At 73.3% G+C, this 23,334-nt stretch carries 22 protein-coding genes and 2 pseudogenes; 12 read left to right on the plus strand and 12 right to left on the minus strand.

Going from position 1 to position 23,334, the window contains the following annotated elements:
• The first annotated feature begins 9 nt into the window (after positions 1–9).
• Both BGP03_RS29630 and BGP03_RS29635 read left to right on the plus strand, forming a co-directional pair.
• Complete coding sequence (locus BGP03_RS29630; protein ID WP_296372312.1) at positions 10–288, plus strand: type II toxin-antitoxin system prevent-host-death family antitoxin; 279 nt, start codon at positions 10–12, stop codon at positions 286–288.
• A complete protein-coding gene (locus BGP03_RS29635) occupies positions 285–548 on the plus strand; it encodes a type II toxin-antitoxin system RelE/ParE family toxin (RefSeq protein WP_298798171.1) in 264 nt (87 codons plus the stop codon). Before BGP03_RS29630 ends, BGP03_RS29635 begins: the two co-directional genes overlap by 4 nt.
• Positions 549–620: 72 nt before the next feature.
• On the opposite strand, the gene BGP03_RS29640 is transcribed toward BGP03_RS29635, so the two are convergent.
• The gene (locus BGP03_RS29640) at positions 621–1,004 is read right to left on the minus strand and encodes an LLM class flavin-dependent oxidoreductase (RefSeq protein ID WP_296372308.1); all 384 of its coding nucleotides are present in this window, start codon (positions 1,002–1,004) and stop codon (positions 621–623) included.
• A gap of 368 nt (positions 1,005–1,372) precedes the next feature.
• Here BGP03_RS29640 and BGP03_RS29645 point away from each other — a divergent pair, with 368 nt between their 5' ends.
• Positions 1,373–3,154 (plus strand): N-acetylglutaminylglutamine amidotransferase, encoded by a 1,782-nt coding sequence (locus BGP03_RS29645; protein ID WP_298798169.1) that lies wholly within the window; start codon positions 1,373–1,375, stop codon positions 3,152–3,154.
• Positions 3,155–4,999: a S9 family peptidase gene (locus tag BGP03_RS29650; RefSeq protein WP_298798168.1), complete on the plus strand. Its 1,845-nt coding sequence runs from the start codon at positions 3,155–3,157 to the stop codon at positions 4,997–4,999.
• A gap of 3 nt (positions 5,000–5,002) precedes the next feature.
• Here BGP03_RS29650 and BGP03_RS29655 read toward each other — a convergent pair whose 3' ends face one another.
• The 3 genes and pseudogenes from BGP03_RS29655 to BGP03_RS29665 all read right to left on the minus strand — a co-directional run bounded on the left by BGP03_RS29655 (position 5,003) and on the right by BGP03_RS29665 (position 8,947).
• The gene (locus tag BGP03_RS29655; RefSeq protein WP_296372302.1) at positions 5,003–6,508 is read right to left on the minus strand and encodes a serine/threonine-protein kinase; all 1,506 of its coding nucleotides are present in this window, start codon (positions 6,506–6,508) and stop codon (positions 5,003–5,005) included.
• A gap of 93 nt (positions 6,509–6,601) precedes the next feature.
• Positions 6,602–6,856 (minus strand): annotated as a pseudogene (locus BGP03_RS29660) (transglycosylase family protein); the annotation flags it as partial.
• A gap of 660 nt (positions 6,857–7,516) precedes the next feature.
• Positions 7,517–8,947 carry an aldehyde dehydrogenase family protein gene (locus tag BGP03_RS29665; protein ID WP_298798155.1) on the minus strand — a complete coding sequence of 477 codons (1,431 nt, stop codon included), beginning with the start codon at positions 8,945–8,947 and terminating at the stop codon, positions 7,517–7,519.
• A 27-nt stretch (positions 8,948–8,974) separates the two neighbouring features.
• On the opposite strand from BGP03_RS29665, the gene BGP03_RS29670 reads away from it, so the two are divergent.
• The 4 genes from BGP03_RS29670 (at position 8,975) to BGP03_RS29685 (ending at position 12,356) form a co-directional block, all read left to right on the plus strand.
• The gene (locus BGP03_RS29670; RefSeq protein ID WP_296372299.1) at positions 8,975–9,193 is read left to right on the plus strand and encodes a hypothetical protein; all 219 of its coding nucleotides are present in this window, start codon (positions 8,975–8,977) and stop codon (positions 9,191–9,193) included.
• Between the two features lie 259 nt (positions 9,194–9,452).
• Positions 9,453–10,730 carry a class I SAM-dependent methyltransferase gene (locus BGP03_RS29675; protein ID WP_298798153.1) on the plus strand — a complete coding sequence of 426 codons (1,278 nt, stop codon included), beginning with the start codon at positions 9,453–9,455 and terminating at the stop codon, positions 10,728–10,730.
• Between the two features lie 13 nt (positions 10,731–10,743).
• On the plus strand, positions 10,744–11,769 hold the full coding sequence (locus tag BGP03_RS29680; protein WP_296372294.1) for an SDR family oxidoreductase: 1,026 nt from the start codon (positions 10,744–10,746) through the stop codon (positions 11,767–11,769).
• Between the two features lie 152 nt (positions 11,770–11,921).
• A complete protein-coding gene (locus BGP03_RS29685; protein ID WP_296372293.1) occupies positions 11,922–12,356 on the plus strand; it encodes a CBS domain-containing protein in 435 nt (144 codons plus the stop codon).
• Positions 12,357–12,365: 9 nt separating this feature from the next.
• Here the strand turns inward: BGP03_RS29685 and BGP03_RS29690 are convergent, their stop codons facing one another.
• Positions 12,366–12,980: a DsbA family protein gene (locus tag BGP03_RS29690; RefSeq protein ID WP_296372291.1), complete on the minus strand. Its 615-nt coding sequence runs from the start codon at positions 12,978–12,980 to the stop codon at positions 12,366–12,368.
• A gap of 104 nt (positions 12,981–13,084) precedes the next feature.
• On the opposite strand from BGP03_RS29690, the gene pepN reads away from it, so the two are divergent.
• Together pepN and BGP03_RS36115 are read left to right on the plus strand one after the other, a co-directional pair.
• Positions 13,085–15,664, plus strand: coding sequence for an aminopeptidase N (gene pepN, locus BGP03_RS29695; protein WP_298798150.1), 2,580 nt, complete (start codon positions 13,085–13,087; stop codon positions 15,662–15,664).
• A gap of 235 nt (positions 15,665–15,899) precedes the next feature.
• Positions 15,900–16,043 (plus strand): annotated as a pseudogene (locus tag BGP03_RS36115) (transposase); the annotation flags it as partial.
• Positions 16,044–16,053: 10 nt separating this feature from the next.
• Here BGP03_RS36115 and BGP03_RS29700 read toward each other — a convergent pair.
• A complete protein-coding gene (locus BGP03_RS29700; protein ID WP_298798147.1) occupies positions 16,054–16,254 on the minus strand; it encodes a hypothetical protein in 201 nt (66 codons plus the stop codon).
• Positions 16,251–17,240 (minus strand): carbohydrate-binding protein CenC, encoded by a 990-nt coding sequence (locus BGP03_RS29705; protein ID WP_298798145.1) that lies wholly within the window; start codon positions 17,238–17,240, stop codon positions 16,251–16,253. Before BGP03_RS29705 ends, BGP03_RS29700 begins: the two co-directional genes overlap by 4 nt.
• 260 nt (positions 17,241–17,500) lie before the next feature.
• Between BGP03_RS29705 and BGP03_RS29710 the strand changes: the two genes are divergently transcribed.
• On the plus strand, positions 17,501–17,860 hold the full coding sequence (locus tag BGP03_RS29710; protein WP_298798143.1) for a phosphatase PAP2 family protein: 360 nt from the start codon (positions 17,501–17,503) through the stop codon (positions 17,858–17,860).
• A gap of 389 nt (positions 17,861–18,249) precedes the next feature.
• Here the strand turns inward: BGP03_RS29710 and BGP03_RS29715 are convergent, their stop codons facing one another.
• The 3 genes from BGP03_RS29715 to BGP03_RS29725 form a co-directional block, all read right to left on the minus strand.
• Entirely contained in the window at positions 18,250–19,704 is a 1,455-nt protein-coding gene (locus tag BGP03_RS29715) for an ATP-binding protein (protein WP_298798140.1), read from the minus strand.
• Between the two features lie 108 nt (positions 19,705–19,812).
• Positions 19,813–20,487 (minus strand): response regulator transcription factor, encoded by a 675-nt coding sequence (locus tag BGP03_RS29720; protein WP_296372283.1) that lies wholly within the window; start codon positions 20,485–20,487, stop codon positions 19,813–19,815.
• Positions 20,488–20,844: 357 nt separating this feature from the next.
• Positions 20,845–21,951, minus strand: a complete 1,107-nt coding sequence (locus tag BGP03_RS29725; protein ID WP_296372280.1) for a methyltransferase domain-containing protein — start codon at positions 21,949–21,951, stop codon at positions 20,845–20,847.
• A gap of 33 nt (positions 21,952–21,984) precedes the next feature.
• Here BGP03_RS29725 and BGP03_RS29730 point away from each other — a divergent pair, with 33 nt between their 5' ends.
• The gene (locus BGP03_RS29730; protein WP_296372277.1) at positions 21,985–22,581 is read left to right on the plus strand and encodes a dTDP-4-dehydrorhamnose 3,5-epimerase family protein; all 597 of its coding nucleotides are present in this window, start codon (positions 21,985–21,987) and stop codon (positions 22,579–22,581) included.
• Here BGP03_RS29730 and BGP03_RS29735 read toward each other — a convergent pair.
• Positions 22,526–23,020 carry a DUF5130 family protein gene (locus BGP03_RS29735; protein WP_298798135.1) on the minus strand — a complete coding sequence of 165 codons (495 nt, stop codon included), beginning with the start codon at positions 23,018–23,020 and terminating at the stop codon, positions 22,526–22,528. The two genes, BGP03_RS29730 and BGP03_RS29735, sit on opposite strands and share 56 nt — an antisense overlap.
• On the minus strand, positions 23,007–23,240 hold the full coding sequence (locus BGP03_RS29740; protein ID WP_296372274.1) for a hypothetical protein: 234 nt from the start codon (positions 23,238–23,240) through the stop codon (positions 23,007–23,009). The genes BGP03_RS29735 and BGP03_RS29740 overlap by 14 nt, the downstream gene beginning before the upstream one ends.
• Between the last annotated feature and the right edge of the window lie 94 nt (positions 23,241–23,334).

Raw genomic sequence — 23,334 nt, forward strand, 5'->3', positions numbered from 1 at the left:
ACTTCGTACATGTCTGACGATGTGCCGGAGCCCCTGACCATCTCGGAGGCCCGCGAGCAGCTGGCCTCGGTGATCGACCGTGCTCGTTCCGAGCACCGGCCCGTCTTCCTGTCCCGGCGTGGTCGCCGGGTGGCAGCGATCATCGACGCCGACGACCTCGACCGCCTGCTCGACCTTGCCGAGGACATGGCCGACGTCCGTGCCGCTGCCGCCGCCCGGGCCGAGATGGTCGAGACCGGAGCCACCCCGATCCCCTGGGACGAGGTCAAGGCCGAACTCGGCCTGTGACTTATCGAATCGCCGTTGCCCCCGCGGCGGCTCGTCAGCTCCGCAAGCTCGACCCTCCCGCGCGGCGCCGAGTGCAGGCCGCGATCGAGCTCCTGAGCACAGACCCCCGACCTCCGGCCGCCACCCAGCTCGTCGGTGGCGGGGGCGAATGGCGGGTTCGGACCGGCGACTACCGCATCGTCTATGAGATCGACGACGGCGTGCTGCTCGTACTCGTGGTAGCCGTCGGACACCGGCGGGACGTGTACCGGAACCGCTAGGCACTGAGCCACCATCCCGACGAACGGCGCTTTCGTCGGAACCTATGCGACGAGAGTGCCGTTCGTCGGCTGTCAGTGGGACGCGGCACAGGCCTCGATGAGGGGCATCGGGTCGACAGCGGCGTCGCCGGGCACGAACACCACCGTGTCGGCGCCCGCCTCCCCCAGGTCCCCGGCGACGTCGGCCACCACCTGCGGGCTCACCTCGGCGGGCTGGGCGTAGACCACCACCCGGAACGGCTCCGTGCGCCCGGCCGCCGCCCGCGCCTCGGCGATGTCGGCGCACGACGCGCGCACCGCGTCGGCCGGCGTGCCCGTGTCGAGGATGACGCCGTCGCCCCGCTCCGCGGCGAGCCTGATCGTCCTCGGCCCCCGGGCCCCGACCAGGACGGGCGGAACGACGGACGGCGGCCAGTCCAGCGTGACGTCCCGCAGCCGCACGTAGCTGCCGTCCACGTCGACGGTGCGGCCGTGCAGGAGGTGGCGATCTCCATCGCGGCCAGCACCGGGTTGCGCAGCGGTGCCGGGAGCAGCCCGATCGCGACCCGCAGGTTCTCCGTCCAGGCCAGGGCCGCGACGGCCGCGGTGAGCCTGCCCTCGGCGAAGCAGTCCTCGAACAGCCACAGCTCCACGGCACCCGTGGCCTCGGCGGCGAGCGCCACCTCACGCAGCCGCTCGGGCGGCGACTGCGGACGGAACACCACACCGACGTCCATGGGCCAACTCCACCACCCGTGGTCACACGCTCGCAACGCCGGGCGGGTTGCGCTCGCGGGGCCCCGCGTCGTCCACTGCAGGTTCACGGCCAACGAGGAGGACCCTGCATGTGCGGTATCGCCGGCGAGATGCGGTTCGACGGCGGCACCGCCGATGCGGAGGCCGTCGCCCGGATCACCGCCGCGATGCACCGCCGCGGCCCCGACGGCTCCGGCGTGCACGCCAGCGGCCCGATCGCGCTGGGCCACCGCCGTCTCAAGATCATCGATCTGTCGGAGCGCGGCGCGCAGCCGATGGTCGACCCCGAACTGGGGCTGACCACCGTGTTCAACGGCTGCATCTACAACTACCGCGAGCTGCGCGCGGAGCTGGAGGGCCACGGCTACCGCTTCTTCTCCGACTCCGACACCGAGGTGATCGGCAAGTCGTTCCACCGCTGGGGCGGCGACTGCGTGGACCACTTCCTCGGCATGTTCGCGTTCGCCGTGGCCGAGCGCGACACCGGCGTGCTGACGCTCGGGCGCGACCGCCTCGGCATCAAACCGCTCTACCTGACGGAAGGTGCGGGTCGCATCCGGTTCGCCTCCTCGCTGCCCGCGCTGCTGGAGGGCGGCGGGGTCGACACCTCGATCGACCCGATCGCCCTGCACCACTACATGACGTTCCACTCGGTCGTACCGGCCCCGCGCACGATCCTGACCGGGATCCGCAAGCTGCCGCCGGCCACGGTCCGCACGATCCAGCCGGACGGCCGCAGCGAGGAGCACGTCTACTGGCGTCCCCGGCACGTCCGCACGCCCGAGTACGCCGGCATGAGCGCGCAGGACTGGCGCGACGCGACGCTGGAGTCGCTGCGGGTGGCCGTGCGCCGCCGCATGGTCGCCGACGTGCCCGTGGGTGTGCTGCTGTCCGGCGGGCTGGACTCGTCGCTGGTGGTGGCCCTGCTCGCCGCCGAGGGCCAGGCGGGCCTCAAGACGTTCAGCGTCGGTTTCCACGCCGCGGCGGGCGAGTCGGGCGACGAGTTCCAGTACTCCGACATCGTGGCCGAGCACTTCGCCACCGACCACCAGCAGATCCTCGTCGACCCCGTGCGCATGCTGCCCGCCGTCGACCACACGATCGCCGCCATGGCCGAGCCGATGGTCAGCCACGACTGCGTGGCGTTCCACCTGCTCAGCGAGGAGGTGGCCAGGTCGGTGACGGTCGTGCAGTCCGGGCAGGGCGCCGACGAGGTGCTCGCCGGCTACAGCTGGTACCCGCCGCTGGCCAGGGTGCCGCGGGTGCGCGGCGTGGCGGCCTACGCCGACGTCTTCACCGACCGGCCCCACTCCGACCTCGCGAGCATCCTCGAACCGGAGTGGCTGCTCGACCACGACCCCAGCCGCGCGTTCGTCGCCGAGCACTTCGCCATGCCCGGCGCCGACACGACGTTGGACGCGGCGCTGCGCATCGACTCGACGGTCATGCTGGTCGACGACCCGGTGAAGCGCGTCGACAACATGACCATGGCCTGGGGCCTGGAGGCGCGCGTCCCGTTCCTGGACCACGAGTTCGTGGAGCTCGCCGCCGCCTGCCCGCCCGAGCTGAAGCTCGCCCACGGCGGCAAGGGGATACTGAAGGAGGCTGCGCGCGGCGTGGTCCCGGATGCGATCATCGACCGGCCGAAGGGCTACTTCCCGGTGCCGGCCATCCGGCACCTCGAGGGCCCGTTCCTCGACCGGGTGCGCGACGCGGTCACCGACCCGGTCGCCAAGGCCCGGGGACTGGTCCGGCGCGACTGGCTGGACGCCATGCTGGCGGATCCGAACACCAAGCGCACCAACCTGGGCTCGAACGCGTTGTGGCAGGTGGCACTGTTGGAGATGTGGTTGCAGGAGAGGGGTGTGTAGATGGAGGACTTCACCGAACGACGCCTGGCCCGGATGGGCTCGCCGGAACTGTTCGCCCCCGCCTACAGCAACCCCGGGCCGTCGCCCGACAACTCCCTGCTCGCCTGGATCTCCGACCGCGACGGCCGCCCCCGCGCGTGGATCGCGCCGCTGCCCGCCGACGGCTCCCCCGTCGTCGAGCCCGACACGCCGCTGGTCGACGACGCCGACGTGCAGGCCATCAGCTGGTCGCCGGACGGCCAGTGGCTCGCGCTGCAGCTCGCCCCGGGCGGTGGCGAGCGCACCGAGGTGCGGCTGGTCAGCCCGGACGGCGCCGGCGTGCGCGACCTCGCCCCCGGCGCCGCGGCCGCCACGCTCGGCGTCTGGTCCCCGAGCGGCCACCTGATCGGCCTCACCGTGTTCCCCGAGGGCGCGGGCGACGGCCAGGCCTGCCTGTTCGACCTCCGCGACGGCACGTCCACCGTGCTCGCCGCCGGGCCCGCCGCCCGGGTCTGCGCCGTGAGCGGGGACGGGCGGCGCGCGGTGGTCCGGCTCGGCCGCCGCGGCGCCCGCAGCCTGGAGCTCGTGGACCTGCGCTCGGGCCGGCGCACCGAACTGATCCCCGGTGGGGAGTCGACCGTGGCCGATGCCCGGTTCGGTGTCACCGGCCGCCAGCTCTACGTCCACACCGACGCCGGTCGCGACCGCCCGGCGCTGCTCGCCGTCACGCTGCGGGGCACGTCGTCGGTGTCCACGGTGTTCACCATCGCCGAGCGCCCCGACGACGACCTCGACGCGGTCACGCTCGACCCCGCCGGCGCCCGCGCGGTGCTCGTCTGGAACGTCGACGGGCGCAGCGAGACCGAGCTGCTCGACCTGCGCTCCGGCCTGCTGGAGCCGCTCGTGCAGCCCGAGGGCGAGGTCGTGACGGGCACGGCATTCACCCGCGACGGCCGCGCGCTGCTCATCGCGGGCGAGGGCCCCACCGTCACGCCGCGGATCAGCCGCCTGGAGCTCGACGGCTACGCCGACCCCACCCCGCTGCTGCCCGCCGAGCCCGACGGCGGGGAGCAGCTCGTCGCGCCCACGCTGCACGACTTCCGCGCCGAGGACGGCCTGCGCCTGTCGGGCTGGCTGTTCCGGCCGCGCGGGGCGCTGGGCGCGCTGCCGACGCTGCTGTGGCTGCACGGCGGCCCGGAGGCGCAGGAGCGCCCGACGTTCCAGCCGCTGTTCCAGGCCCTGCTCGCCGCCGGCGTGGCCGTGTTCGCGCCGAACGTGCGCGGCTCGGGCGGTTACGGCCGCGAGTTCGCCGCGGCCGACGACCACGAGCGCCGGTTCGTCGCCATCACCGACGTGCGGGCGGCGGTGGAGTTCCTCACCTCGTCCGGGCTGGCCGACCCGGCGCGGATCGGCGTCTCGGGCCGCTCCTACGGCGGTTACCTGACGCTGGTGGCGCTGGCGTGGTTCCCCGAGCTGTTCGCCGTGGGCGTCGACGTCTGCGGGATCTCGGACTTCTCCACGTTCTACGCCCACACCGAGCCGTGGATCGCCGAGGCCGCCACCACGAAGTACGGCGACCCCCACGCCGACGCCGGCCTGCTGCACGAGCTCTCGCCGCTCTACCAGGCGGACCGCATCGTCGCCCCCTTGCTCGTGGTGCACGGTGGCAACGACACCAACGTGCCGCTCGTGGAGGCCGAGCAGATCGTGGACGCGCTGCGCGAGCGCGGGTCGTCGCCGGGGTTCCTGCTGTTCCCCGACGAGGGCCACGAGGTGCACGGCACCGAGAACCGGGCGGTGTTCGTGCGCGAGGTGGTGAGCTGGGTCAGCGCCCACCTCGTGGAGCTGGGCGAGCAGACGGCGTGACGGCTAGGAACGCTTGCTGAACGACTGCATGATCGTGCTGCCGTCGCCGGCCGTGCCCATCACGAACGTGTAGGGCTCGTTGGTGGTGGTGCCGTCGGTGCGGACGAACCGGATCGTGGCGTCGACGGTGTTCTCGCCCGTCTGCGTCGGGTTCTCGACGCTCACCGACCGCATGCCGCTGTAGAACCTGTCGAAACCGTCCCGTCCACCGGACGCGGCCTGCGCCTGGGGGCTGAGCAGCGCGAACGCGGCGTCGGGGTTGCCGGGCAGCAGCCCGTAGTAGTTCTGCACGAACGCCACCGGATCACCCACGGCCGCCGCCGGCGCGGACGTCGGCGCCGCTGTGGTGGTCGGCGCCGGCCTCGTGGTCGGGGCGGGGGTGGTGGTGGGGGCCGCCGCGGTCGTGGGAGCGGGCGCCGCCGAGGTGGCGGGCGGCTGGGCCACCGGCGTGGCCGCGCCCGACCCGTTGTTGCTCGCCAGCAGTGCGGCGGCGACGCCGCCGCCCACCAGCAGCAACGCGAGCACGGCGGCCAGGATCACCGGCACGCGGCGACGCCGGCGCGGTGGCGCCGCCACGGGCTGCGCGTCGGTGACGGTGCCCGGGCCCGGATCGGCCTTCCGCGCGACGGCGACGGTGGGCATCGCCGCGAGGGTGGCGGTCGGGCCGGCGACGGCCTGCCCGTCCGCGACGGCCGCCAGCAGCTCGCGGGCCTCGGACGCCGACGGCCGGTCGTCGGGATCGACGGCCAGCAGCCGCATGATCACGCCGGTGAGCGGGCCGGCGTGCTCGGGCGGCTCCGGCTGCGCGGTGGCGACCTTGTGCAGCAGCGCGTAGGCGTTGTCGTCGAGCCCGAACGGCGGCACGCCCTCGACAGCGGCGTAGAGCGTGGCGCCGAGCGCGAAGATGTCGGACGCGGCCAGCGGCTCCCGGCCCTGCGCCACCTCCGGGGAGAGGAACGCGGGCGTGCCGGCGATGAGGCCGGTGCGGGTGAGCTGCACGTCGTCGACGGCGCGGGAGACCCCGAAGTCGGTGATCTTGACGCGGCCGTCGGGGGCGATCAGGACGTTGCCGGGCTTGACGTCGCGGTGCACGACGCCCGCGAGGTGGGCGGCGGCGAGGCCGTCGGCCACCTGGCGGCCGATGTCGGCCACCTCCAGCGGGGGCAGCGGGCCCTTCAGCTTGAGGACGGTGGCCAGCGAGTCGGACGGCAGGTACTCCATGACCAGCCACGGGCGGTCCTCGTGCACCACCACGTCGAACATGCTGATGACGTGGGCGTGCTGCAGCCGGGCGCCGATGCGGCCCTCGCGCAGGATCCGCTGGCGCGACTCCTCGATCGCCTCCGCGCTGGTGCCCGGCGTGACGGCCAGGAGCTCCTTCACCGCGACCGTGCGGTTGAGCAGCTCGTCGGTGGCCCGCCACACCGCACCCATCGCCCCGGCTCCGATGCGTTCCTGGATGCGGTAGCGGTCACCGATCCGGGTCGGGTTGCCCTCGGGCGCAGTCATCGTCCTCCCTCGCTGCACACGTGCACTGCAGCGCGCACTCGTCACCCGAGAGGGTAGCGACCCGGGGGGAGTGCCGCCCGAACGCGGTCCCCCTCACCGCGGCAGCCCGAGCTTCGCCGCGCAGGCGGGCCAGGATCCGTAGCCGCCGCGGTCGTCGCGGACCTTCGTCGCCACGGCGATCTGCTGCTCCCGGGTGGCCTGGTCGGGCCGCGGTGTGTAGGCGGCCCCGCCGTAGGCCTTCCAGGTCGAGAGGTCGAACTGCAGGCCGCCGTAGTAGCCGTTGCCGGTGTTGATCGCCCAGTTCCCGGTGGACTCGCACTGCGCGAGCTCGTCCCAGACCCCGTCGGCGGGGGCCGGTGGCGCGGCCTTGGGTGGCGCGGGCTGGGGCGGCGGGGGCTGGGGCGGCGCGGGCGGGGGCGGCGCGGGTGCGGGGGCCGGTTTCGGTGCCGGAGCCGGGATCGAGGTGGGAGCCGGCTCGGCACTCCCCCGACCAGGCCCGGAGCCGGCGTCGGCCCCGGCGTCGGACCCGGATCCGGCCCCCGACCCGGCGTCCGGCTGTGGTGCGGCGGTCGACCCGGCCGAGGGGTCGGGGGCGTCGAGATCCTGCCCGGACGCGCCGGTGAGGTTCGGGTCGGCCGGGGCCCGCGGCGTCGCGGTGGGGCCGGCCCGGCAACCCCCCTGCGCCGCGCCGACCATGCCGCCGTCCACCACCCCGGACCGGCCGCTCTGCGACCGGGTGGCGGCACCGGTGAGGTAGCAGCCGTCCACGGTGGCGGCCGCCACGGTGCGGGCCGTCGCCCTCAGGTGGGCCCCCGTCGTGACGAGGAGCACGACGACCACGACGCCGGCCGCGGCCCCGACCGGCGCCCACCACCGGTGCCGGGAGACACCTCCGCACGTCTCGTCCACGTGCCGGACGCTAGGAAGCCGCACCCCCGCGACGAGGCGGAACGCCCGGTCCCGCGCCCCCGTCGCAGCTCAGCGGGGGCGCGGGACCGTTCGCACCCGTTACCGCTGGATCGACTTGATCTCCAGGAACTCCTCGAGGCCGAACCGGCCGAGCTCGCGGCCGTTGCCGCTCTGCTTGTAGCCGCCGAACGGCGCCATCGGGTTGAACGCACCCCCGTTGACGTCCACCTGGCCCGTCCGCAGCCGCTTCGCGACGGCCAGCGCGTGGTCGGGCTCACCGAACACCGCCCCGGCCAGCCCGTAGATCGAGTTGTTCGCGATCGCGACGGCCTGCTCCTCGTCGGCGTAGGGGATCACCGAGAGCACCGGGCCGAAGATCTCCTCCTGCGCGATGACGGCGTCGGGCGCCACCCCGGCGAAGACCGTCGGGGCGATGTAGGCACCGGGACCGTCCGGGGTGGCACCGCTGTAGGCCACGGTGGCGCCGTCGGCGGCCCCGCGCTCGATGTAGCCGTTGACGCGCCCCTGCTGGGTGGCCGAGGACATCGGCCCGATGCGCGTGGTGTCCTCCGTCGGGTCGCCGACGCTGTAGCGGGCGGCCGCGGCGGCGACCATCTCCACGATCTCGTCGTGCTTCGCCGCGGGCACGAGCATGCGGGTCCAGGCGGTGCAGGTCTGGCCGCCGTTGATCCAGGCGTTGCCCAACCCGACCTTCACGGCCTTGGCGAGGTCGGCGTCGTCGAGGATCACGTTGGCGGACTTGCCGCCCAGCTCCAGCGCCACCCGCTTGACCGTCTCCGACGCGACCACGGACACGCGCTTGCCCGCGGCGGTGGAGCCGGTGAACGACACCATGTCGACGCCCGGATGCCCGGCGATGGCCTCGCCGACGACGGGCCCGGTGCCGTAGACGATGTTGAACGCGCCCGCGGGCAGGCCCGCCTCGGCGACGATCGCGGCGAGGATCGCGGCCGAGAGCGGCGCCACCTCCGACGGCTTGAGCACCACCGTGCAGCCCGCGAGCAGCGCCGGGGCGACCTTCGCGACCACCTGGTGCAGCGGGTAGTTCCACGGCGTGATCGCGCCGACCACGCCCACGGGCTCGCGGACGACGAGCGAGTTGCCGATCTCCTCGGTCCACGGGAACGACTCGGCCAGCCCGGCCACCCCGCCCGAGGTGAACACGGGCAGCCCGGCCTGCACCGAACGGGAGAACGAGATGGGCGACCCCATCTCGGAGGTGACGGCGGCGGCGATCTCCGCGCCCCGTTCCTTGAGCCCCTCGGAGATCCGCTTCACGACGGCGGCGCGCTCGGCGACGGGGGTGGCGGACCACTCCGGGAACGCGGCCCGGGCGGCGGTGACGGCCCGGTCGACGTCGGCGGCGGTGCCGGCGGGAACGGCGGCGATCACCTCGCCGGTGGCGGGGTTGACGACGTCGATGTGCTCGCCGCCGCCCGCGACGGAGGCTCCGGCGATCCAGTGTGCTGCGACATTCTCTGCGGGGACGTTCTGCGTGGGTGCGGCCATGACCCCATCCCAACACACGACATCCTCATGGGCGGGTTCGATCGTCCGGCCGAGGGCGCAGCGCCGGCGCGGCCCGGCCTGGTGGTGACGGCGGTGCTGTTCGTCCTGGGCATCGTGGCCACCACCGGCGCCGTTTTCTTCCTCGCCGACCAGGTCGTGCCCGGCTGGGCCTGCGTCGTGATCGTGCTGGTGACGGGCGCCGCGCTCGCGCTGGCGGTGCGCCGCTGGGCCGCCCGCGTGGCCTGACCCCGGCCTGGCCCCCGCCATACCCTCACCCCCGGCGCCGCCGCCCTGCTCACCTACGCCTGGCACGCGTTCCCGGAGAGCGCGGTGGTGCCGGTGCCGACCTCGGTCGACCTGGCGGGGAACGCGGTGTTCGCGGCGGCGACACCGCGCACGGCGCGGGAGCAGATCACAGCCCGGACGTGACGTTGCGACGCCCGGGAGCGAGTACAGGTCATGGAGTGCACCCGTCCGGGTGCCGCCCGCGAACGGGGGAGCCCAGGTGACGGCAGGTACAGCCATCAGCAGCCACGATCTGTCGACGCCCGCGCCGACCCTGCAGTGCCGCCTCTGCGGATCGTCGGAGCTGCGGAGCTTCCTCGACCTCGGCGCCACCCCGCCGTGCGAGCTGTTCCTCACCGCCGAGGCGGCGGAGGGGCCCGAGGCGACGTTCCCGCTGCACGTCCGCGTGTGCGACACCTGCCTGCTCGTGCAGCTCCCTCCGCTGATCACACCGGAGGAGACGTTCACCGAATACGCCTACTTCTCCTCGTTCTCCACGTCGTGGGTCGGGCACGCGCGGCGGTTCGTCGACGCGTCCGTGGAGCGGCTCGGGCTCGGCGCCGACTCGTTCGTCGTCGAGGTGGCCAGCAACGACGGCTACCTGCTCCAGCACGTGGTCGAGCGCGGCATCCGCTGCCTGGGGGTCGAACCGTCGGTCAACGTGGGTGAGGCCGCCCGGGAGAAGGGCGTGCCGACGCTCACCGCGTTCCTCACCCCGGAGACGGGCGCGCAGGTGCGCGCCGAGCACGGCGCCGCCGACCTCGTCTGCCTCAACAACGTCTACGCCCACATCCCGGACGTGGTCGGGTTCACGAAGGGCCTGCGGGCGATGGTGGCCGACGACGGGTGGGTGTCCATCGAGGTGCAGCACCTGCTGACGCTCGTGGAGCGCACCCAGTTCGACACCGTCTACCACGAGCACTTCCAGTACTACACGCTGCTCACCGGGCAGCGGGCGCTCGCGTCCGGCGGCCTGACGCTGGTCGACGTCGAGCTGCTCGACACCCACGGCGGCTCGCTGCGCATGTGGGCCCGGCCGTCGGAGGTCGCCGGCGATCCCTCCGCGCGGGTGCGCGAGGTGCTCGCGGCCGAGGAGGCCGCCGGGCTGCACACGGCCGCGGGCCACGACGGCTTCGCGGAGGCGGTCTCCCGCGTCCGCGACGACCTGGTCGCCTTCCTCATCGAGGCGCGACGGGCGGGGAAGACGGTGGTCGGCTACGGGGCGCCGGGCAAGGGCAACACGCTGCTCAACTACTGCGGCATCCGCCCCGACCTGCTCGCCTACACCGTGGACCGCAACCCCTACAAGCACGGCCGGTTCACCCCGGGCACCCGCATCCCCGTCCTGCCCCCGGAGCAGATCGCCGCCGACCGTCCCGACTACGTGCTGATCCTGCCGTGGAACCTGCGTGACGAGCTGCTGGAGCAGCTGGCCTACGTGCACGACTGGGGCGGGAAGCTCGTCCTGCCCATCCCCACCCTCGAGATCGTCGGCTGAGAAGGACCTCATCGTGCGCGTACTGCTGACCGGCCACCAGGGCTACCTGGGCACCGTCATGGCCCCCCTGCTCGCCGCGGCCGGACACGAGGTCACCGGCCTCGACAGCGGCCTGTTCGCCGACTGCGTCCTCGGCGGGCTCGACGCCCCCGACGTGCCCGGCCTGACCACGGACCTGCGTGACGTCACGGTCGACCAGCTCCGCGGGTTCGACGCCGTGGTCCACATGGCCGCGCTGTCGAACGACCCGCTGGGCTCGCTGGCCCCGGAGATCACCTTCGACATCAACCACCACGCGTCCACCCGGCTCGCGCGGCTGGCCAAGGAGGCGGGCGTCGCCCGCTTCGCCTACGCGTCGACGTGCTCGGTGTACGGCGCCCAGTCCGGCGACGACCTCGTGGCCGAGGACGCGCCGCTCAAGCCCGTCACGCCGTACGCGATCTCCAAGGTCCGGGTGGAGGACGACCTCGCCGACCTCGCCGACGCCGACTTCGTCCCGTTCTCGCTGCGCAACGCCACCGCGTTCGGGTTCTCACCGCGGCTGCGGGCCGACATCGTGCTCAACAACCTCGTCGGCCGGGCCCTGCTCACCGGGCGGGTCACGGTCCTGTCCGACGGCACGCCGTGGCGTCCCCTCGCCCACGCCGAGGACATCGCCGGGGCCGTTATCGCCGGTCTGGCCGCGCCCGGCGACGTGGTTCGGGCGCGGGCCTTCAACGTCGGCACCGAGAAGAACAACCGGACCGTGGCCGAGATCGCCGAGGCCGTGGTCCAGGCCGTCCCGGGATCGGTCCTCGAGATCACGGGCGAGGCCGGCAACGACCCGCGGTCCTACCGCGTGGACTTCTCGCGGGCCCGCAAGGAGCTCGACTTCGAGGCCGGCTGGACGATCGCCGACGGGGCGGCGCAGCTCGCCCGGGAGTACCGGGCTCGGGGGCTGACGCAGGAGGCGTTCGACAACCGCTTCACCCGGCTGGCCGTCCTGAACCGCCGCCAGGCCGAGGGCGAGCTGGACGGCAGCATGCGGGTGATCGGCTGAGCGGGGCCTGCGCCTGCGCACCGACCGTTGGGCGCACCGATCCGGACGATCACGCCGCATCGGTACGACCACCGGGTGAGACCCGCGACGGCGGGCAACCGGCAGGCGCACCATCGGGGGACGAGAGCCCACCACGCAGAGAGGCGTCACCAATGAAGATCGCCGACATCCTGGCCGGAAAGGGGTCCACGGTGCACTCCGTGCGCCCGTGGACCACCGTCGCCGCCGTCGTGGACCGGCTCGGCCAGGAGGGCGTCGGAGCCCTCCTGGTCCGGGACCTCGACGGCGCCATCTGCGGCATCGTCTCCGAGCGTGACGTGGTGCTGGCCCTGCGCGTCCACGGCGCAGCGGTGCTCACCATGGACGTCACGAAGGTCATGACCCGGCACGTGCGCACGTGCCGGCCCGACGAGAGCGTGGCCCACGCGATGGCGCAGATGACGGTGGGCCGCTACCGCCACCTGCCCGTGCTCGACCGCGGTGAGCTCGTCGGGCTCGTGAGCATCGGCGACCTGGTCAAGCACCGCCTCCACGAGATGGAGCTGGAGACGGGCATGCTGCGCGACCTGGCCATCGCGCGCTCCTGAGCCGGCGGCTCAGTCGAACTTCAGGTCCCCGGTGCGGGTGCGCTTGAGCTCGAAGAAGTCGGGGTAGCCGGCGAGCAGGCGACTGCCGTCGAAGACCTTCCCGGCGTCCTCCCCCTTGGGGATGGTGCTCAGCACCGGGCCGAAGAACGCGACGCCGTCGATGTGGATGGTGGGGGTGCCCACGTCCATCCCGACCGGGTCCATGCCGCGGTGGTGGCTGGCCTTGAGCTCCTCGTCGAAGTCGGTGCTGGTGGCGGCGTCGGCCAGCGACTCGGGCAGCCCCACCTCGGCCAGCGACTCCTTGACCACCACGTCGAAGTCCTTGTTGCCCTGGTTGTGGATCCGGGTGCCCATCGCCGTGTAGAGCGGCAGCAGCACGTCCGGGCCCTTCTCCTTCGCCGCGGCGATGGCCACGCGGACCGGGCCCCAGGCCTTCTTCATCAGCTCGGCGTACTCGGCGGGGAGGTCGCGGCCCTCGTTGAGGACAGCGAGGCTCATCACGTGCCAGTCGACGTCGACGTCGCGCACCTTCTCGACCTCGAGCATCCAGCGGGAGGTGATCCAGGCGAAGGGACACAGCGGGTCGAACCAGAAGTCGACGTGGGTCTTCTCGGAGCTCGTCATGACACTGAGAACCGAGCGGCCCCCCGACGTGTTCCCTTCTCACGCGCACCGTGCATCCCATCGTGGTTGGATCGGGAACCTCTACGACGAAGGGTTTCTCTCGCATGGCCCCGCCCAACCTGACCCGCACCGACGCCGAGAAGCGGGCCTCGCTGCTGCAGGTCTCCGACTACGTCGTGGACCTCGACCTCACCGACGGTGGGGGCAAGCCGGGGGAGGCCACGTTCGCCTCCACCGCGGTCGTCACCTTCACGTGCAACGCCCCGGGCAGCGACAGCTGGATCGACTTCGTCGGGGCCCAGGTCGCCTCCGCCACGCTCAACGGCGTCGAGCTCGGCGTCTCCGGCTACCGCGAGGACGACGGCATCGCGCTGCCCTCGCTCGCCGCGGAGAACGAGCTGCGCGTGGTGGCCACCGGCCGCTACATGAACACCGGTGAGGGCCTGCACCGCTTCGTCGACCCGGTCGACGGCGCCGTGTACCTGTACTCCCAGTTCGAGACGGCCGACGCCAAGCGCCTCTTCGCGTGCTTCGACCAGCCCGACCTCAAGGCCCGCTACCGGCTGACGGTCACCGCCCCGGCCGACTGGACCGTCGTGTCCAACGCCGCCATCGAGAACAGCACCGAGGGTCCGGGCGGCTCGCAGACCCACCACTTCGCCACCAGCGAGGTCTTCTCCACCTACCTCGTGGCGCTGGTCGCGGGCCCGTACGCCTCGTGGCAGGACGAGTACACCGACGAGGGCGGCACCATCCCGCTCGGGATCTTCTGCCGCGCCTCGCTGGCCCCGCACATGGACCACGAGCGGCTGTTCACCGAGACCAAGCAGGGCTTCGGCTTCTACCACCGCAACTTCGGCGTGCGGTACCCGTTCGGCAAGTACGACCAGCTCTTCGTTCCCGAGTTCAACGCGGGCGCGATGGAGAACGTCGGCGCCGTGACGTTCCTCGAGGACTACGTCTTCCGCTCCCGCGTCACCCGCTCGCTCTACGAGCGCCGCGCCGAGACCGTGCTGCACGAGATGGCGCACATGTGGTTCGGCGACCTCGTCACCATGCGGTGGTGGGACGACCTGTGGCTCAACGAGTCGTTCGCGACGTGGGCCAGCGTCATCTGCCAGGCCGAGGCCACGGAGTACAAGGAAGCCTGGACGACGTTCGCGAACGTCGAGAAGAGCTGGGCATACCGCCAGGACCAGCTCCCGTCCACGCACCCGATCGCGGCCGACATCCCGGACCTGCAGGCCGTGGAGGTCAACTTCGACGGCATCACCTACGCCAAGGGCGCGAGCGTGCTCAAGCAGCTCGTGGCCTACGTGGGGCTGGACGCGTTCCTGGCCGGGCTGCGCAGCTACTTCACCGCGCACGCCTGGGGCAACGCCACGTTCTCCGACCTGCTCGGGGCGCTGGAGAAGTCCTCGGGCCGCGACCTGTCGGGCTGGGGCGCGCAGTGGCTCAAGACCACCGGCCTCAACCTGCTGCGCCCGTCGTTCGAGGTGGACGCGAACGGCGCCTTCACCCGCTTCGACGTCGTGCAGGGCGGCGCGCGGCCCGGTGCCGGTGAGCTGCGCACGCACCGCATCGCGGTCGGCGTCTACGACGACGTGGACGGCAAGATCGTGCGGACGCACCGCGTCGAGGTCGACGTCGAGGGCGAGCGCACGGCCGTCCCGGAGCTGGTCGGCGTGCCGCAGGGCACGCTCGTGCTGGTCAACGACGACGACCTCACCTACTGCGCGCTGCGCCTGGACGCCGGCTCGCTCACCACGCTCATCGACCGCATCGGCGACATCGCCGAGCCGCTGCCGCGCACGCTGTGCTGGTCGGCGGCCTGGGAGATGACGCGCGAGGCCGAGCTCAAGGCCCGGGACTTCGCCACGCTCGTGGCCGGCGGCTTCGGCGCCGAGTCCGAGATCGGCGTCGTGCAGCGGCTGCTGCTGCAGGCCCAGACGGCCATCGCCTCCTACGCCGACGACCAGTGGGCCGCGGAGAAGGGCTGGCCGCTGCTGACCGACCAGCTCCGCTTCCGCCTCGACACGGCTCCTGCCGGCTCCGACGCGCAGCTCGCGGTGGTCAACTCGCTGACGGGCAGCGTGCTGCCGACGCCGGTGCTGGAGCGGTTCAAGGTCTGGCTGCTCGACCCCGGTCTCGGTGGCGGGGAGGTCCCGGAGGGGCTGACGATCGACACCGACCTGCGCTGGCGGCTGCTGCACGCGCTCGTCGCACACGGCGCCGCGTCGGAGACCCAGATCGACGAGGAGCTCCAGCGCGACCCCACCTCCACCGGCCAGCGGATGGCCGAGCGCGCCCGCGCGCTCATCCCCACCGCCGAGGCCAAGGAGACGGCCTGGATGCGCGCCGTGCACGACGACGACATCCCCAACGCCGTGCAGGAGTCGATCATCTCCGGCTTCGCCCACCCGGCGCAGCGCGGCCTGCTCGGCGGCTACGTCGAGCGCTACTTCGCCGAGGTGGCCGAGGTGTGGGAGCGGCGCACGAGCGAGCGGGCGCAGTCCGTGGTGATCGGGCTGTTCCCGTCGCACGCGGTGGAGAAGTCCACCGTCGACGCCGCCGACGCCTGGCTGGCCGACGAGTCGCACCCGCCGGCGCTGCGCCGGCTGGTCACCGAGGGCCGGGCCGGGATCGTCCGGGCCCTCGCGGCCCGGGAGTTCGACCGCTCCTGACCGTGGAGCGGGGTGGGTGCCACCACCCCGCTCCCGGTGTTCCTAGCAGTACTTTGTTAGGTGTGTCGCTCCCGCTGATCCGGTGGCTCGTGTGATCTTGTTTGGGTCGTGACGCCGGAGGAGATGAGCCAGGTCAGGCTGCGGTTGGAGGCGTTTGCCGCGGAGATGCTCGGCGGGCTGGCCCGGTCGGATCAGCGGGCGAAGGGCGCGTTGTACCTGCGTGGGCTGTTGCTGGATGGCAAGCGGAAGTCGAGCAGCCGATGGCCGCGCGGCTGGTGTCGAGCACCAGCAGTTGCAGCAGTTCGTCACGTCCTCGACCTGGGACTACGGCGAGGTCCGCGGGCGGGTGGCCCGGTGGGCGCAGGAGTTCATCGACCCGCGCGCCTACGTCATCGACGACACCGGGTTCCCGAAGGGTCGGCGAAGGGCAGTTCCAGCATCGGCGTGCGCTGGCCGGCGGCCAGGCTGGCCCCCACCACCACCATGTAGACGGCACAGGCCGAGGTGGCGACGTAGGCGAGGCGACGCACCCTTCTGCTCCGACGACGCGTCCCGTCGACGAAGACCGGGCTCGTTGCGACGTCGTTCATGATCCATCCTGTGTGTGCTGGTGCGCAGCCGGGGCGCGGACGGCGTCCCGGACGGTCTCGGTGAAGGCGAACGGGGCCTGCTCGACCCCGCTGCAGTCGAAGGTCGCGGCGGCGGCGCCGGGGCAGTTCCCGTTGTCGCGCGCCAGGGACCAGAAGCGGACGTCGCGCAGCCCGCGTGCGGACGCCGCGGCCGCCACGGCGCGGGCGTCGGCGAGCGTCGTGACCGGGCCGGTGTCGGTGCGCCCGATCATCAGGGTGATGCCGAGCGACGGGGCGACCCCGGACGGGCCCGGCGCGGGCCGGAGGGCACGGAGCTGGCCCGACGTGGCGTCGACGGCGTCGGTCATCGCCCGGGCCCAGCTGTCGCGGAACGGGAAGTTCATGACCATCGCGTTGACGCCGAACCGCAGCCCGGCGGCGTCGGCGGCGCGCACGAGGTCCAGCGCCGGTGCCTCCAGCCCGGCCTGCGGCCCCGTGACCCGCAGCGTCAGCGTGATGTCGGTGCCGCGTGCGTCCTGCAGCCGCCGCAGCGACTGCACGACGGTGCCGGTGGGGATGCTCGCCTCGACGTCCACGTCGAGGTGGGTCGAGCCGGTGGCGTCGAGCAGCGCCCCGTACGCGGCCGCCGGCTCCCCGGACGTCGCGCAGGTGGTCTCCAGGTAGGGACCGTCCGCTCCGCCGGTGGCCACGGCGACCCGGCCGCCGCGGCCGCGCAGCGCGTCGATCTCCGCGAGCAGCCCGGGATCCGTCAGCGACCGCGTCCCTCCCCACGACGGCGTGCAGGCCCCGTCGGTGGCGAGAGCGAAGGCCAGGACCACGTCGGTGACACCGGTGGCCCGGGCCATCTCGACGAGCGGGGTGGGCCCCAGCGAGACGTCGACGTACGGCACGACCGCCGTGGTGGACGGGGCGGCAGCGGGAGCGGTCGCGTCCCCGCCCGGCCGCCCGGCGCAGCCCGCCGAGATCAGGAGCCCCAGCGCCGCCACGAGGGCACCGGGACGTGCGGGGGGCCGCCGTCGTCCCGGCCGGGCGCGCATCATCGCGTGGACTCCATCGTCAGGTCCGAATGGTCGCGGCGCGCTCCGTCATCCGGGCGCCGTACCCGAGCCTTCGGGAAGGGTCTCCGGCGCGTTACCGACAGAACGGACAGAACGGGCGCCGCCATCAGTTGTGACGATCGCCGATCGACGACGCTGCCCGGCGCCGGCTCGCGGTACTGGCGATCGTGGGGCCCGGGGTCACGGGCGTGGCCACCACGCTGCTCAAGCCCGCGCTCGGGCGCACCATCGGTCAGGGCTACGCGTTCCCCAGCGGCCACACCGGCGGCGCCACGGCGCTCGGACTGGTGGCCGCGTTGCTGCTGGTCAGCCTGGTGCGGCCGGGCCGCGCGGGCGGGCTGACGATGCTGGCCGTCGGCGCATCGGTGGCCGGCGGATGCGTGGGCGCGGCCATGGTGGCCGCCGACGCCCACTACCCCACCGACATCGTCGGCGGCTACTGCACCGCCGTGGTGGTCGTGCTGGGCGGTGCGCTGGTGCTGGACGCCCTCAGCTGGCGAGGCCGATCCGGCGTGCGGCGCGGCGGAGCGGACCGCCCACGGGCCTGAAGTCGGCGCAGCCCTCGGCGCCACAGGCGCCGCAGTCGTGGCCGGGCCGGTAGTGGTCGTGGGCGGCGCGGGGGTGCCCGCACGTGCACGGCTCGACGACGGTGGGCGGCGGCGTGGACGGGCGGTGGTCGTCGGGTCGGCGCTGGGCCGGGACGAGCGCGTCGACGTCCGGGAGGGCCGGCAGGCCGGTGGGCGGGGTCAGGACGGCCGAACCCGGCGAGGTCGGCCTGCCCCTCCGGGGCGTGCCTGGAACCGACTCCCCCATGTGGGTCTCCTTGCCGTTCGATCCATCCGGTGGCTCCCGGGAGCCGATGGTGCACACTATGCGACAAGATCCCCGCCTGGGAATCACCAACCTTGATGAAAGTCGACAGGACGGCGACGTTCCGTCACCGACTGGCGGGGGCGGTGAGTGGCGCGGCGGCCGGCACCCGCACGGCGGCCACGCATCCGCGGGGATCGGTGACGGTGGAGAGCCGCAACGAGCCGCCCTCACGGGCCAGCAGCTCGCCGGAGATGTAGAGCCCGAGCCCCGACCCGCCCGCCGACTCGTCGCGCACCCCGCGGCCGAGCACGGCACCCGGCTCCAGGTCCGGCGGCAGGCCCGGCCCCTCGTCGCGCACCTCGACCACCACGTCGGCCTCGTCGTGACGGGCGGTGACGTGCACCTGCGCCCCGGGGGCGTGCCGGTCGCAGTTGGCGAGCAGGTTGGTGACCACCTGGGCGAGCACGGCCGGGTCGCCCCGGGCGCGCAGCCCCGGCTCGATCTCCAGGGTGAGCGCGGTGTCCCGGAGCGCCGCGAGGCCCTCCAGCACGGGGCCCACCAGGTAGTCGTCGACCGCCTGCGCGGTCTCGTCGCCGTCGAGGATGCGGTGCAGGCGGCTGAGCTCGGCCAGCACGGCGTGCTTGAGCCGCTCGTGGTCCTGGCCGCCGTCGGCGCTGAGCAGGTGCGTGATGCCGGCCAGCCCGGCGAGGCCGTTGCGGAGCTCGTGGCTGCGCTCGGCGGCGAGCTCGCCGGCGCGTTCCATGTGCAGGGCCGCGGTGGCGAGCTCCTCCTGCTGCTGCCAGAACTCCGAGCGCTGCGTGGCCATCGAGCGCTGGACGATCTGCGCGACGCCGATCAGCACGATGGCGAGCCCCACCAGCCGCAGCGCCGCGAAGACCAGGTTGGTGGTGGAGCTGGGCGCGCCGGTGGAGACCCGGTAGAGCTGCGCGACGGCCAGCACGATGAGGCCCAGGCCGAGCCGCAGCCACGGGTTGCACTGGCGGCGGACGCCCTCCACGACGTAGGCGACGGCCACCGCGCTCCAGCCGACCAGCACCACGACGGTGAGCAGCGGCCCCTCGACGAGCCCCCGCAGACCCGGTGTGTCGGGCAGGTCCAGCGCGGCGAACGCCGCGAGCCCGCCCACGACCATCACGACCCACCCGCCCCACGAGCCCGTGGACCGCGGCGGCCGGATCGAGGCCAGCAGCAGCACGAGCGCGGTGACGTAGGCGACGAGGCGCGACGCGCGGTGGGCGATGTCCATGTCGGTGGCGGCCATCGTCGTCCACGGCAGCACGATCACGCAGTAGAGGACCAGGGCCGAGGAGATCCAGGCGAGCCGGGGTTCGTCGATCAGCCGGGACGCGACGAGCGCGAGGATCGCCGACCCCGCCCCCACCGCGGCGGCGGTGAGCGTCAGGATCTCGAAGGTGGCCTGGCCGGGCAGCGCGGCGAGCACCGTGTCGGCCTTCAGGAGGACACCGACCACCAGGCAGAGCGCAGCGACGATCAGGATGTCGACGAGGAGCCGGGACGACCAGCGCAGCGCGCGCCGGTGTACGACACTGTCGGTCACCTCGTCACACCTCCGCGTGGATATCGTCCGGCCGGGAGACGTGCATCGTAGTGCCCGGACGGTGACATTCGCGCCCGCAGTGGCCCGATCGGCCGGATGCGTCCTCTGTCAGCGTCCGCTTGCCCGGCGGTACAGCGCCACCGCCTCGAGCTGCGAGCTGACCTCCAGCTTCACGAGGATCGCCCGGATCTGGGTGCGCACGGTGGCGAGCGAGACCACGAACCGCTCCGCCACCGCCTGCGCGCGGTGCCCCTGGGCCAGCTCCGCGAGCACCTCCCGCTCGCGCTGGGTGAGCTTGTCGAGCCGGGCCCTCAGCTCGGAACGGGCCGTTGTCTGCTCGTGGTAGGTGTCGATGAGCTGCTGCCGGCGCTCCGGCGCCATCACCGGGCGCCCCTGCGCCGCCGCCCGCACCGAGCGCAGCAGGGCCGGCAGCGGCGCGTTCTTGGGCACCCAGGCCAGCGCCCCGTCGGCGAGGGCTCCCCCGATGCGGACCCGGTCGGAGCTGCCGGACAGCACCAGCACCCGCCAGCCCGCGTCGATCAGCGGGGCGACGAGGTGCACACCGTCGAGCATCCGGCCGTCGCGGTCGCGGCCCAGGTCGAGGTCGAGCAGGACGAGGCCGGGGTCGAGGCGGCGGACGTCGGCGAGGATGCCCTCCTCACCACCCGCGTTACCGCGCCAGTCGGCCCGCAGCCCCTCGGAGCGCAGGCTCAGCATCAGCGAGGTCCCGACGAGCTCGTGGTCGTCGATGATCAGGACGTGGTCGTGAGTGGAGATGGTCATCCGCATCCGGACTGTCGGTGGTGCCGTCGTCGTCACTGTCTCACCCAACGATTCGGCTCCGCAGCCGGTGCGGTTCGACGTCAGGGGCTCGCGGCCGGCGTGGGCGTCGGCGTGGGGGTGACCGTGGGGCCGATCGACGCGGCCTGCGGGCTCGTGGAGGCCGTGGTCGTCGGCGCCACCGTCGTCGTCGGCGCGGCGGTCGTGGTGGTGTGTCGAGGTTCTCCACCGCATCACGAGCGCGATGCCGACCAGGGCCGTGACGAGGAAGTCGGCGACCTCCGCCTGCTGGTGGAGCAACGCGAAGGTGACGGGAGGCGGACCGGACGCCCGACACCGGGCGGACGTCGGGCTGATGGGTTACCCCTTCAGGCCTAATCCAGCGTCGATCCAACTACCCCCCGTTACCTCGATCTGCGGTAGTTGTCGCCTGACCTCTGACAACAGGTCGGACACGAAGAGCAGAACGACGTCGGGGCGGGCGTCGACGAGATCCACCGGGGCGATCACGGGGATGGTCGTGCCGGGCATGCGACAGCCCTGCTTGGCGGGCGAGGCGTCGGCGACGCCGAGCAGCAGGCCGTCCTGCAGCCCGGCGAGGTAGAGCAGCGCCACCGCACGGGACGCCGCGGAGTACCCGTACACGCGGGCACCGCGGGCACGGGCGTCGGCGGTGAGGGTGCGCAGTGCGGCGCTGGAGACGTCCACGCACTCCTGGAGCGTCGCCACCACCCCGGCGTCGAGCACGCCATCGGCGGTCTCCGAGGCCACCAGCTCCGTGACGGACGTGTCGGGGAGACCGCCGCGGCGGGCCGCGACCAGCACGGTGCCGCCGTAGAGCGGGAAGCTCCATGCGTGGGTGACGGTGAACCCGTGCCGCGCGAGCATCGTCTGCAGCGCGGGCACCGAATAATAGGCGTAGTGGCCGAGGCGCACGGCGTTCCACTGCTGCTCACGCAGGATCGCGGCGAGGCTGTGGAACTGGAACAGCAGCGTTCCCCCGGGAGCCAGCGCGTCGACGAGCGCGGCGAGGGCCGCGGCCTGGTCGGTGGCGTGCATGAGGCCGAAGGACCCGTCGACGACCACGTCGGCGGGTGTGCCCGGCTCAGCCCGCCGCAGCCCGAGCGCCTCGAGCTCCGACCACCACGAGCCCCCGTGCGGGGTGTGCCCCTCGGTGACGGTGGCGCCGACCGGCAGGAACCCGGCGGCGTGCGCGGCCACGACGGCGTCGTGCCGCTGCTCGGTGAGCGCAGCCGGTTCGAGCCCCTCGGGCTGGTCGGGCAGGTCGGCGTCGTCGGCGAGCTGGGCGAGGCCGCACCCGGCGCAGAGCCACAGCCGTAGCGGGAACACGGGGTCGGGCGCCGGGTCGTGCAGCGGCGGGAAGTACTCGCACGCCGGCTGCTCCCCCAGGTCGAGCACGATCTCGCCGGAGGTGGACCGGCACCACCGGCACCGCAGCTGCGCCATAACGAATCCCCTCGGATGGTCGATAACCCGGACATGGAAGCACGCACGATGTCGCTGGCCGGGGTCCTGGTGTTCCTCCCGCAGGCCCACCACGACGAGCGGGGCTTCTTCACCCGCACGTTCGACGCCGTGATCGCGCGCGAGCACGGGCTGCGCCCGGAGGAGTTCGTGCAGGACAGTCAGTCCCGGTCCCACCGCGGCACGGTCCGGGGGATGCACGGCCGCGGCGGGCGGGGCGAGTCGAAGCTGGTGCGCTGCGCCCGCGGTGCCGTCCACGACGTGCTGGTGGACGCGCGCCCGTCGTCTCCCACGTTCGGGCGGCAGATGAGCATCACGCTCGACGACGAGTCGTTCGCCCACCTGTTCGTGCCGCCGGGCGTCCTGCACGGTTTCCAGGCGCTCACCGATGAGGCCGACGTCTGCTACCGGATCGACCGTGAGCACGCCCCCGGCGAGGACCTGTCGGTGCGGTACGACGACCCCGACCTGGCCATCGCGTGGCCGCAGCCGGTCACCCTGGTGAGCGCGAGGGACCGGGCCGCGGGCTCCTGGGCCGGGCTCACGGAGGAGCTCCTCAGTGCAGGCGACGCCGCCCGCCGGCCTGGTCGGCCAGCATCCGCAGGCCGCTGAGCAGCCCGCCCAGGATGTCGCTCTCCTTGAAGGAGGCGACCATGCTCATCACCGCGAGCTTCGCGCCGCGGTCGGGCAGCCGCAGCCGCGCCTCGGGCCCGGTGACCACCTCGACCACGCGTTGCTCGGGGCTGACCGCCACCAGCACCGCCTCGGTGGTGCCCTCCAGCTCGCCGTGCAGCTCCGCCGCACGGGCGGTCGCGTCCGCACCCAGGTCACCCAGGTACACGCTGAAGCGCAGCCCGGTCTCCCGGCTTGCCATGGTCAGCGCCTCGTCGAGGCGGCTGAGCTGCACCGGGCTGAACGGGTGGTCGGCGTGGGTGGGGTCCTTGTAGACCTCCGCCGCCGACACCCGCCCCGACGCCGTGACGACCGCGCCGTCGGGCAGGTCGGCGGGGTCGATGGTCGCTACCTCGGAACCGTGCTCACCAGCTGCCACGGGCACCTCCTCGTTCACCGGACACCGGGTGGCTGTCCACGGCCGCCAGATGCGCGCCCTCGGGGTTGGCCGTCCACCACAGGGGCTCGAAGGTCCAGGGCTGTCCCACCCGGTACCGCGGCCTGCGCGCCAGGCGCGGGGCGGCGGCGAGGAACGCGATGATCAGGTACAACCCGACCGTCGGCACCACGAAGACCAGAATCGTCTGGAGCACGCTCACGACGGAGAACCTATCCGACCGGAACGTCACAGCAGGCGGCAGGTCGGCGGACATGGATCACAGTCGGCCGGGTCATCGGAGCTACCGGGCCTGC

Source organism: Pseudonocardia sp. 73-21 (genome assembly GCF_001899645.1).
Classification (GTDB): domain Bacteria; phylum Actinomycetota; class Actinomycetes; order Mycobacteriales; family Pseudonocardiaceae; genus Pseudonocardia.

Bases quoted from the DNA above. Each gene is read 5' to 3' on its own strand.
- BGP03_RS29630 (WP_296372312.1), top strand. From the start codon at position 10: ATGTCTGACGATGTGCCGGAGCCCCTGACCATCTCGGAGGCCCGCGAG.
- BGP03_RS29645 (WP_298798169.1), top strand. From the start codon at position 1,373: ATGTGCGGTATCGCCGGCGAGATGCGGTTCGACGGCGGCACCGCCGAT.
- BGP03_RS29650 (WP_298798168.1), top strand. From the start codon at position 3,155: ATGGAGGACTTCACCGAACGACGCCTGGCCCGGATGGGCTCGCCGGAA.
- BGP03_RS29655 (WP_296372302.1), bottom strand. From the start codon at position 6,508: ATGACTGCGCCCGAGGGCAACCCGACCCGGATCGGTGACCGCTACCGC.
- BGP03_RS29665 (WP_298798155.1), bottom strand. From the start codon at position 8,947: ATGGCCGCACCCACGCAGAACGTCCCCGCAGAGAATGTCGCAGCACAC.
- BGP03_RS29670 (WP_296372299.1), top strand. From the start codon at position 8,975: ATGGGCGGGTTCGATCGTCCGGCCGAGGGCGCAGCGCCGGCGCGGCCC.
- BGP03_RS29685 (WP_296372293.1), top strand. From the start codon at position 11,922: ATGAAGATCGCCGACATCCTGGCCGGAAAGGGGTCCACGGTGCACTCC.
- BGP03_RS29690 (WP_296372291.1), bottom strand. From the start codon at position 12,980: ATGACGAGCTCCGAGAAGACCCACGTCGACTTCTGGTTCGACCCGCTG.
- pepN (WP_298798150.1), top strand. From the start codon at position 13,085: ATGGCCCCGCCCAACCTGACCCGCACCGACGCCGAGAAGCGGGCCTCG.
- BGP03_RS29700 (WP_298798147.1), bottom strand. From the start codon at position 16,254: ATGAACGACGTCGCAACGAGCCCGGTCTTCGTCGACGGGACGCGTCGT.
- BGP03_RS29720 (WP_296372283.1), bottom strand. From the start codon at position 20,487: ATGACCATCTCCACTCACGACCACGTCCTGATCATCGACGACCACGAG.
- BGP03_RS29725 (WP_296372280.1), bottom strand. From the start codon at position 21,951: ATGGCGCAGCTGCGGTGCCGGTGGTGCCGGTCCACCTCCGGCGAGATC.
- BGP03_RS29730 (WP_296372277.1), top strand. From the start codon at position 21,985: ATGGAAGCACGCACGATGTCGCTGGCCGGGGTCCTGGTGTTCCTCCCG.